This is a genomic window from Collinsella sp. AF20-14LB, assembly GCF_003459505.1.
Lineage (GTDB): Bacteria > Actinomycetota > Coriobacteriia > Coriobacteriales > Coriobacteriaceae > Collinsella.
Genome location: NZ_QRWD01000019.1, coordinates 41,118 through 51,618, shown reverse-complemented (window position 1 = coordinate 51,618; position 10,501 = coordinate 41,118). Strand labels below are relative to the sequence as shown.

Below are 10,501 nucleotides of genomic sequence, written 5' to 3'. Positions count from 1 at the left end.
GCGCCGATGCCCCTAAAGTGGACACACATTTTGTCCTATAAGCCTTTTTTGACTACTTTCAGTAGGTAAGAAAAAAGCCCCGAGGCAACGCCCCAGGGCTCTTCACAGTTTTGATGGTGGACCTGACAAGATTCGAACTTGTGACCTCCCGGTTATCAGCCGGACGCTCTAACCAACTGAGCTACAGGTCCATCATGGTGGAGGTTAGGGGGATCGAACCCCTGACCTCAGGCTTGCAAAGCCCGCGCTCTCCCAGCTGAGCTAAACCCCCACGGAGACAGTAATAAACACCCCAGCGGCGACTCGGCTCTCGCTGGGGTGTTTATTGCGAAAGAAAGTGGTGGACCTGACAAGATTCGAACTTGTGACCTCCCGGTTATCAGCCGGACGCTCTAACCAACTGAGCTACAGGTCCATCGCGCAAGGGATATATTAGACGAGTCGTTACGCGCGCGTCAACAACTTTTTTGAAAATCTTTGAGGGGTGTGTCAGACGGCTGGGCGAGATAGGTTAGGTTTGCTGCTCGGGCAGTCCTGCGCAAGACGAAGGCCACATTAAGTGGCCTTCTTTGCGTGCGGAACTCGCGACAAACCTAACCCATCTCGCCCAGCCGTCTGACACGGGGCTCCAAGCTTGTCAAAAAAGCGGTCGGCGCGCAGGTGCGCCGACCGCCGATATATGGGGTCTGATATTTTCTACCAGCTAGGGCCTCTTACTCGTCTAGGAGATCCTCTGGCATGTCGTTGCCGTCGCCTAGGTCGACTGGGGCCTCTTCGGTGTCGGCTGCGGCCTCGGCGCCTTCGCCTTCGGGTTTTTCCTTGGCTGCCGTCATGCGGGCTACGGCGCAGATGCGGTCGTTGTTGTCGACGGTCATCATCTTGACGCCCTGGGTGGCGCGGCCGGTCTGGCTGATCTCGTCGGTCTTGACGCGAATGACCGTCGCGCCTTCCGTCACGATGAACAGCTCGTGCTGCGGGCCCACCGTCTTCATGGCCGCGAGGTTGCCCTTACGCTCGGTCATTTGGATGGTGTAGACGCCCTGGCCGCCGCGATTCTGCTCCGGGTAGTCCGCGACCGGCGTGCGCTTGCCGTAGCCGCGCTCGGTGATGACGAATAAATCACCGTTGCCGTTAGTGACTTCCATGCCCAGAACGCTCACGCCGTCCTTCATACCGATACCGCGAACGCCGCTAGTATCGCGGCCGGTGGCGCGCACCTGCTCCTCGGAGAACATGATCGCCTTGCCCGCGGTGGTGGCCAGGATAATCTTGTCGCCCTCGCGCACGCGGCGCACGTTCAGCAGCGCGTCGTCGTCACGCAGGTTGATAGCGATCAGGCCGTCGCGGCGGCTGCGGTCATATGCGCTCATTACGGTCTTCTTGACCATGCCGCTCTTGGTGGCAAACATCAGGTACTCGTCGGCAGGGAACTCGCGGCAGCTGATGACGCTCGCGATCTTCTCGCCCTCCTCGAAGGGCAGCAGGTTGACGATCGCGGTACCGCGCGCCTGGCGCGTACCCACCGGCAGCTCGTGCACCTTCAGGCGATAGACCTTACCCTTGCTCGAGAAGAACAGCACGTACTCGTGCGTGGACGCGATGAACATCTCGTCGATAACGTCGTCCTCTTTGAGGTTGACGCCCGACACGCCCTTGCCGCCGCGCTTCTGGGCGCGGTATGCGGCCACCGGGATGCGCTTGACATAGCCGGTGTGGGTGATGGTCACGACCATGTCCTCGTCGGCAATGAGGTCCTCGACGTCCAGGTCCTTCTCGACCTGGCTGATCTCGGTGCGGCGCTTATCGCCGAACTTCTTGGAGATCTCGCGCATCTCTTCCTTAATGACGCCCAGGATCTTCTCCTCGTGCGCCAGCAGGTCCTCGTAGTAGGCGATGGCGCGGTGCAGGCCGTCCAGCTCTTCCTGGATCTTGTCGCGCTCCAGGCCGGTCAGGCGGCGCAGCTTCATCTCGAGGATGGCCGTGGTCTGCTCGGGCGTAAAGCCAAAGCGCTCGATCAGGCGGCTGCTGGCCTCGGAGTCGGTCTGCGAGGAGCGGATGATGCTGATGACCTCGTCGATATGGTCAAGGGCCATCAGGTAGCCCTCAAGGATATGCGCGCGGGCCTGGGCCTTCTTAAGGTCGAAGCGGGTGCGGCGGGTGACAACGTCGACCTGGTGGTCGATGTAGTGCTGCAGCATCTCGCGCAGGCTCAGGCATTTGGGAACGCCGTTGACAAGCGCCAGGTTGTTGGCGCCAAAGGTCGTCTGCAGCGAGGTGTACTTGTACAGGTTGTTGAGCACGACCTGCGGGATGACGCCCTTCTTGAGTTCGATGACCAGACGGATACCCTTCTGGTTGGACTCATCGCGCATATCCGAGATACCCTCGATGCGCTTGTCGTTGACGAGCTGGGCGATCTTCTCCTGCAGGGTGCCCTTGTTGACCATGTAGGGAATCTCGGTAAAGACCAGGCGGCTGCGGCCGGTCTTGGTGGACTCCACGTGAGCCTTGGCGCGCACGGTAATGGAGCCACGGCCGGTCTCGTAGCTCTGCTTAATACCGGCACTGCCCATGATGATGGCGCCGGTGGGGAAGTCCGGACCGGGCATGATCTGCATGAGCTCGTCGACAGTGGCGTCGGGATTATCGATCAGGTAGCAGGTTGCCTCGATCGCCTCGGTGAGGTTATGCGGGGCGATATTGGTGGCCATGCCGACGGCGATGCCCTGGCTGCCGTTGACCAGCAGGTTGGGGAAGCGCGCAGGCAGTGCCACGGGCTCGGCGAGTGATTCGTCGTAGTTGGGCTGCCAGTCGACGGTATCCTTCTGCAGGTCACGCAGCAGCTCCATGGCGGGCTTTGCCAGGCGGCTCTCGGTGTAACGCATGGCCGCCGCGCCGTCGCCGTCGATGTTACCGAAGTTGCCGTGACCGTCGATGAGCGGCGTGCGCATGGAGAACCACTGCGCCAGGCGGACCATGGCCTCATAGACCGCGGAGTCGCCATGCGGGTGGTACTTACCGATAACTTCGCCGACCGTCCAGGCCGACTTCTTGTGCGGGCGGTTGGGGTAGATGCCGCTCTCGTTCATCGCGTACAGGATGCGGCGGTGCACCGGCTTTAGGCCGTCGCGCACGTCCGGCAGGGCGCGCGCCGTGATGACCGACATCGAATACTCGATAAACGACTGCTTCATCTCGCGACCGAACTCCGAAATCTGGAGCTGGCCGCCATTGATATCCTCGCCGGCCGAGGCGCCACGGTCGACTTCGCCAAAGCTCTCCTCGAGCTCACCGTCGTCCTCTTCCTCGTCATCATCGGCATCGGGGTTATAGGCGTCCGGATCGCCGTCCTCGCCCTGCTCAGCACGGGCAAGCAGGCGCCTCAGATCGTCGGGCATGCCGGCGTCGCTGGCCTCGCCCATGCCCTCGTTATTGTTGATATCGTCTGCCACGTTACCTCCTCATGGTTTGCGTGGTTCAAATCAGATAGTCCCCGTCCCCGTCACTAGGACGGAGACGGCTTTTCCAGGTGCCGCAGATTCGCTCGAAAGAGGAGGGAAGCGTACTTGGGTACGCGACCGACGATTGAGAGCGGAGGTGCGATGGCTGGGAAAGCCGAACAGGTTAGGCATCTAAGAATCGTGCATCATGCGCGTGCTTCTCGATGTACTCGCGGCGATAGCCGACCTCGGAACCCATCAGCTCGCGCACGGCGCGGTCTGCCACCACGGCGTCCTCGATCGACACGCGCTGCAGGATGCGGGTCTTGGGGTCCATCGTCGTCGAGGCAAGCTGCTTGGGGTCCATCTCGCCCAGGCCCTTGTAGCGCTGGACGGTATAGCCCTTGCGCTTTTTGGTGATCTTGCCGTCCTTGGCCTTGCCGTCCTCGTCGTTATCGTCGGGGTTCAGGCCCAGGCTCTGGATGGTGTCGCGCAGGATCTCGTCTTCGGGCTGGCGGCCGTTGGGATACACGTAGTGGATCTTGTTGCGCACCTTAATGCCAAAGATGGGCGGGCAGGCAACATAGACGTAGCCGGCATCGATCAGCGGACGCATGTACTTGTAGAAGAACGTCAGCAGCAGGATGCGGATATGCGCGCCGTCGACGTCTGCATCGGTCATGATGATGATCTTGTGGTAGCGCGCCTTGGTGATATCGAAATCGCCGCCGTCGCCGGCACTCGTCGTGACGCCGCAACCGATCGCGGTAATCAGCGACTGGATGGTGTCACTCGAGAACGCGCGATGGTCACCAACGCGTTCTACGTTCAAAATCTTGCCGCGCAGGGGCAGAATCGCCTGGATGTCTCGGCGGCGGCCGTCCTTGGCCGAACCGCCTGCCGAGTCGCCCTCTACAATGAAGAGCTCGGTCAGCTCGGCATCGCGCACCGAGCAGTCGGCGAGCTTACCGGGCAGGGACGCCGTCTCGAGCAGGCTCTTGCGGCGGGTCGCCTCGCGCGCCTTGCGGGCGGCGTTGCGCGCCTTGCAGGCCTGTTGCGCCTTCTTGACGATCTCGCGAGCGGGCTTGGGATGCTCCTCCAAGTAATCGGCGAGGCCGTCGGTCACGATCTTGAGCGTGAGCGCGCGCATATAGGAGCTACCGAGCTTGGCCTTGGTCTGGCCCTCAAACTGCGGGTCGGGCAGCTTGACCGAGATAACGGCCGAAAGGCCCTCGCGTACATCGTCGCCGGTCAGGTTGGCGTCTTTTTCCTTGAGCAGGTTCTGTTTGCGCGCGTAGTCGTTGATCACGCGGGTGAGCGCGGTGCGGAAGCCCTCAAGGTGCATGCCGCCCTCGGGAGTGTAGATGTCGTTGGCAAACGACATGACGTTCTCGCCGTAGCCGCTATTCCACTGCAGGGAAACCTCGACCTCGCCCATCTTGGCCACGGGAGCGTCCGGGTCCGATTTGCCCTCGATGTAGATGGGCTCCTTAAAGGCCTCGGGGACGTCCTTGCCCTCGTTGAGGAACTTGACGAAGTCGATGATGCCGCCCTCGTAGCAAAACTCCTCCACGTGGGGAGTCGCCTCGCGCTCGTCGGTCAGCACGATCTTGAGGTTCTTATTGAGGAACGCCGTCTCCTGCAGACGGTTGTGCAGCGTATCGAAATCGTAGATGCAGGTCTCGAAGATCTCGTCGTCGGGCCAGAAGGTGACGGTGGTACCCGTCGAATCCGAGGTGCCCACGACCTCCATCTTCTTGACGGTCTTGCCGCGCGAGAACTCCATCTCGTAGGTGTTGCCATCGCGACGAACCTGAACGACCACGCGCTTGGACAGTGCGTTGACGACGGAGATGCCTACGCCGTGCAGGCCGCCCGAGACCTTATAGGCCGAGTTATCGAACTTACCGCCGGCATGCAAGATCGTCATAACGACCTCGAGCGTCGGGATCTTTTTAACAGGGTGCTCGTCGACGGGGATGCCGCGCCCGTTGTCGACGACCGTGATGGAGTTGTCGGCGTGGACCGTCACCTGGATCTCGGTGCAGAAACCGGCCATGGCCTCGTCGACGGAGTTGTCAACGATCTCCCACACCAGGTGATGCAGACCGCTGGCGCTCGTCGAGCCGATATACATGCCCGGGCGCTTACGAACGGCCTCGAGACCTTCGAGAATCTTAATCTCGCCGCCATCGTAATCGTTTTCGTTTGTCACACGTCCTCCTTCAGTCAAGAAAATGTGTACAGCCTTACTAGTTTATCGTAAAAAAATACCCTCGGGACCGAGGGTATTTGGCTCTACAAGGCCACCAGATGCGATTTAAGGCTCTTTTTTGCTTTGCACGCCCTTGGCCCACTCGGCACTGGCTCTCATGGCATTCTCGAGGGCCTCGCGCAGTTTTTGGTCTTCGATGGGCGCCACCTGGCGCTCGATCTCGGTGCACTCGGCCTCACTTAGGTCGGCGTGCGGGGCCGGCGGGCGCTCGGTCGTCGCCGGGCGCAGGCGCTCCTTGGCGGCGGGCGGCGTGTGACCGGGCGCGGTGGTTTTGAACACCAGGCCGTCCACATGCGCACCGGCGCGCTCCATGCGCGCGCGGATGATCTCGCGCAACAGCGTCATTTCCTGCGTCCACGAGGGCGAGTCGAGATACACCAGCAGCTCATTGGACTCGGGCAGGTAGCGCAGCCCCGTCACATGCCGTCCCTCGCGCGTGCCCGAGCACACCGCGTTCCATGCGCGATAGACCGCGCGCGACTCCTCGGCGGCCTCCATCTGCGCACGGCGCTCGGGGGTCGCGGACGCCAGGATGCGCTGGCGCTCTGCGTTCAAAAACCCGCTGAAGGCGACTGTCTCGCTCTCGCGCTCGTAATTAGCACGTCTCACCCATGCTCACCACCTTGGCTCGATTAAGCAGGTCATCGGTAAAGTACCCCAGGTTGGTCGTGGTTATGACCGTCTGGATATCATCGCCGATCAGCCGCAGGAAAGCGCCGCGACGCTCGCCGTCGAGCTCGCTCATCACGTCGTCCAAAAGCAGCAGTGGGGCGGTGCCCAGGACATCGCGAGCCACGGCAACCTCGGCCACCTTCCAGGACAGCACCAGCGTGCGCTGCTGTCCTTGGCTGGCAAATGAACGGGCGGAGCGACCCGCCACGGTAAACTCAATCTCGTCGCGATGCGGTCCCACCAACGTCACGCCGCGGCGAATTTCCTCGTCGGCATGCTCGTCAAGGGCGGCCAGCATGCGCTCGTACGCCCAACCCTTCAGCTCTTCGCGATCCTCGACCTGGGGCAAAGCCCCCAGCGTGGACGCATAGGTCACGTTGGCGGCCTCACCTGACGCTACTTGCCCGTAGGCAGTGTGCACATGGCCCGCCAGCCGGTCGAGCAGGGCCAACCGGTGCACGAGCAGGGCCGAGGCGGCGCGGGCAATCGAATCGTTCCACGCGCCGAGCATCTCGCGGCAGCACCAGGTCTCCTTGAGCAAGGCGTTACGCTGGGTCACGCAGCGCCCATAGGTGCTCGCAAGATCGGCATAGCGTGCGCTCAGTTGCATGCCAAAGTCATCGAGGGCGGCGCGGCGCACACTGGCGCCACGCTTAACCATGTCCAGATGGTCGGGGCAAAACAGCACGCTCGGAAGAACCCCGCGCACACCGGCGGCAGAGCATCTCTTGCCGTTGCGGCTAAACGAGCGCTTACCGTCCTCCGCGCTCAATCCCATATCAAGCACGCGGCCGTCGCCCTCGAGCCTCAGCTCGATCTTGCACGAGCCCACGCCGTCATGGACGAGCTCGGCTGCGGTCGGATGCCTAAACGAGGCGCCGCTCGTCAGCAGCTGCAGCGCCTCTATGAGATTGGTCTTTCCCGCCGCGTTGGGTCCCGCAAGTATCGTCACGCCCTCGTCCAGGGCAAGGTGATAGCTATCGAAGCTGCGGTAGTGCGCGACGGAAAGATCGCGGGCGAACATGGTCATGGCGCAGCGCTAGATGCGGACCGGCATGACCAGGTACAGGTAGTTGATCTTGTCGTAGGACTTAAAGATGCCCGCCTGCGAGTAGCTCTTGAGCTCCAGCGTGATCTCCTTCTCCTTGGACAGGGCATTGAGGCAGCCGAAGATGTAGTGGTAGTTGAAGGCGATGGTACCCGACTCGCCCTCAGCCTCGACATCGATCGTCTCCTGCGCAAGGTCCTGGTCATTGGAAATGGAGGACAGGCCCATCTGCCCGTTCTCGACATCGATCTCGAACTTGACGGCGGGGTTGGCGCTCGCGATAACGGCCACGCGCTTGAGGGCGGCGTTAAAGGCGGCGACATCGATCTTGACGCTCGTCACGCACGAATCGGGGATGAGCTGCTTGTAGTTGGGGTACACGCCCTCGATGCGACGCGACACGTAGGTGGTGTTGCCGGCCTCGAAGACGACCTGGGTGTCGGTAGCCCCGATCATGATGGTCGCCTGGCTGGCCATGATGTTCAGCGCATCGTTAAAGGCGTCAGCCGGAACGTTGAGCTCAAAGGAGCCCTCGAGGGTCGAGGTCTCGACCTGCGTATCGCACACGGCCAAGCGGAAGGAATCGGTCGCCACCAGGCGTACGGTGTTGTTCTCGACCTTCATGTGCACGCCGCCCAGGATGGGGCGAGCCTTGTCGGTCGAGGTGACGCGCCACACGCGGCCGACCATTTCGGACAAGACATCGGTCGGCAGCTCCACGGCACTCTCGATGGCATAGGCCGGAAACTCGGGGAAGTCATTGGCATCGAGCGTGTTCAGCCTAAAAGAGCTCTTCTCGCAACCAATCAGCACCTGGCGCTCGGACAGCTCAAAGGTGACCGGGGCATCGGGGAGGGTCTTGGTGATATTGGAGAGCACCTTACAGGGGATAACCATCTCGCCCTCTTCTTCGACATGCGCCGCGATGCGATGACGGATCGAGATAGTGTAGTTAGAGGTCTGGAATTCCAAGATGCCGTCTTGGGCCTTAACGAGCACGCCCGACAGGATGGGAAGGGTGGATGCCGAAGCGACACCCTTCATAACGACGCCGATGGCTTGTGTAAGCGAGCTCTGGCTGACGGTGAACTTCATCTTTTAATACCTTTCTATAGATATAAATATCTTAATAATAGTAATAGCACTGACGAAACTGTTGATTACTCCCAAAGACGCAGGTCAGACCAAGAAAGAGAATCGACAGCAACCTGTGTGCAACAGGGGTGGTTTTCCACGTTCAAAACCTGCGCAAAACTTTTCATCACCGCGGGTTGGGTTTTAGACACCTTATGCCCGTGGTTTCGACAAGTTTTCAACAGGTGTCTCTATTTCCCTACGAGCGCAGTGTAATTTTATCGCGCAGCGACTTGAGGTCTTCGGTGACGGTGCGGTCTTCCTGGATCATCTTCTGGACCTTTTTGTAACTCGTGCTGACGGTCGAGTGGTTGCGGTTGCCAAATTCGGCGCCCACCGCCGTGGTCGTCATCTCGCACATCTCGATGGCCAGGTAGATAGCGATATGGCGTGCTTTGGCGATATTGGCGTTGCGACGCGGGCCGATGAGCTCCTCGTGCGTCACGCCGTACTGCTCTTCGATGACGGACTGAACCGTCTGGACGTTGATCTTTTTGGCCGATGTGTCAAAGTACTGGCTGGCGATGGCGTCGATATCGTCAAAGGTGAGCTCCCCGCCCTCGCGCTCGCGGTCGCCCGCCTCGCCGGCGCAGCGCTCGCAAAAGCTCTCGAGTTCGCGGATGTTGGTGCCCGAGACCTCGGCCATGTGTTTAAAGTGCTCGTCGGTTAGGTGCCCGCCGTCGCCCCCATAGGCCGCCAGCAGCGAGTCGTCGCCTGCCTCGGGAGCGGCGACGATGGTGTTCTCGTAATAGCGCTGCAAGATCTTGTATTTCATTTCGTAGCTGGGCTCTGCGACCAGGCAGAGCATGCCGGCGTTGAAGCGGCTGGTCAGACGCTCGTCCATGCTCAGGTCCTTGGGGGCGCGGTCTGCCGCGATGACGACCTTCTTGTTGTTGCGGATGAACTCGTCCATGAGCTGGAAAAAGTAGTCCACGCTCGCGCGCTTGCCGATGATGTTTTGGATGTCGTCGATGATGAGCACGTCCACGCCGTGGTACGCCTGCATGATGGGGGCGTTGCTCTTCTTTTGGCGGTCGAACTCGGTCATCAGGTCGTCCAGATATGCCTGGGAGTTGGCATACTTGACCTTGATCTCGGGCGACTTTTCGGCGAGCTCGTTTTTGATGGCAAGCAGCAGGTGCGTCTTGCCCAGGCCCGATTTGCCGTAGATGAACAGTGATGTGCACGTGCCCCGCTCGTCCGCGAGGGCGGCAAACTTGAGTGCCGAGCGATAGGCATGGCTGTTCTCGGGGCCGTAGACAAAGTTCTCAAAGGTAAATTTTGAGTTCGCGGCGAGCGGGGCTCCATCCGTATTCTGTTCGGCCGGCGCGGTCGGTGCTGGCATGGGTGAAGCGGGGGTCGCAGCTTGCGTGGATTTAGTCGGCGCTCCGCCCTTCATCTGGTTCATCATGCGGCGAAAATCATCGGCCGAGAGCGTGTTTTTGATTGCAATGCCCGAATCCGCGCCCGTCGTTGCGTCGTGAGCGATGGGCATGTGCGTGACGGGTGCGTTCGTTGACGTCGCCGCCGCGGTCGGCAACGGTGCCATGGTTTCACGGGAAACATCGCTGTGCTGGTGCTCGATTGTCGGCACGTCGCCTGCGGAGGCCGGCACCGCCGGGGAAGCTGCGGGAGCCGTGGCAGGCGCCGTCGCGGCAGCGGATTCCGTCGCGGCGCCTTGCGGTGCCACGATGTCGAGCGCGATCGGTGCAAAGGCGATTTCTTCCAGATAGGCCTCAATGGTCGGCTGATGCTTTTTGAGCTGCGCGATGGCAAAGCGCGAGGGGGCCTCGATCGTGAGCGTATCTTCGGTCAGGCTTATGGCGCGCGATTGCCCCAGCATGTTGATGAGGCGTGCATCTCGGCCGTCGCGCTGGCAAAAGGCGATGGCATCCCCCAGGATGATGCTTGCTTCCTCGTCCACTGTCTCTC

At 61.1% G+C, this 10,501-nt stretch carries 6 protein-coding genes and 3 tRNA genes; all 9 read right to left on the bottom strand.

Going from position 1 to position 10,501, the window contains the following annotated elements:
* Positions 1–114: 114 nt before the first annotated feature.
* Positions 115–191, bottom strand: a tRNA-Ile gene (locus DWX63_RS09365).
* A gap of 4 nt (positions 192–195) precedes the next feature.
* A tRNA-Ala gene (locus DWX63_RS09360) sits at positions 196–271 on the bottom strand.
* A 67-nt stretch (positions 272–338) separates the two neighbouring features.
* Positions 339–415 (bottom strand) — tRNA-Ile (locus DWX63_RS09355).
* Positions 416–713: 298 nt separating this feature from the next.
* Complete coding sequence (gyrA, locus tag DWX63_RS09350; RefSeq protein ID WP_233514528.1) at positions 714–3,422, bottom strand: DNA gyrase subunit A; 2,709 nt, start codon at positions 3,420–3,422, stop codon at positions 714–716.
* A 202-nt stretch (positions 3,423–3,624) separates the two neighbouring features.
* The gene (gyrB, locus tag DWX63_RS09345; RefSeq protein WP_117757978.1) at positions 3,625–5,655 is read right to left on the bottom strand and encodes a DNA topoisomerase (ATP-hydrolyzing) subunit B; all 2,031 of its coding nucleotides are present in this window, start codon (positions 5,653–5,655) and stop codon (positions 3,625–3,627) included.
* 105 nt (positions 5,656–5,760) lie between these two features.
* A complete protein-coding gene (locus DWX63_RS09340; protein ID WP_117843537.1) occupies positions 5,761–6,324 on the bottom strand; it encodes a DciA family protein in 564 nt (187 codons plus the stop codon).
* Complete coding sequence (locus DWX63_RS09335; RefSeq protein ID WP_117843536.1) at positions 6,311–7,417, bottom strand: DNA replication/repair protein RecF; 1,107 nt, start codon at positions 7,415–7,417, stop codon at positions 6,311–6,313. The genes DWX63_RS09340 and DWX63_RS09335 overlap by 14 nt, the downstream gene beginning before the upstream one ends.
* Before the next feature lie 9 nt (positions 7,418–7,426).
* Entirely contained in the window at positions 7,427–8,530 is a 1,104-nt protein-coding gene (gene dnaN, locus DWX63_RS09330) for a DNA polymerase III subunit beta (protein WP_117584030.1), read from the bottom strand.
* Between the two features lie 238 nt (positions 8,531–8,768).
* Positions 8,769–10,493: a DnaA ATPase domain-containing protein gene (locus DWX63_RS09325; protein WP_089572573.1), complete on the bottom strand. Its 1,725-nt coding sequence runs from the start codon at positions 10,491–10,493 to the stop codon at positions 8,769–8,771.
* Positions 10,494–10,501: the final 8 nt, after the last annotated feature.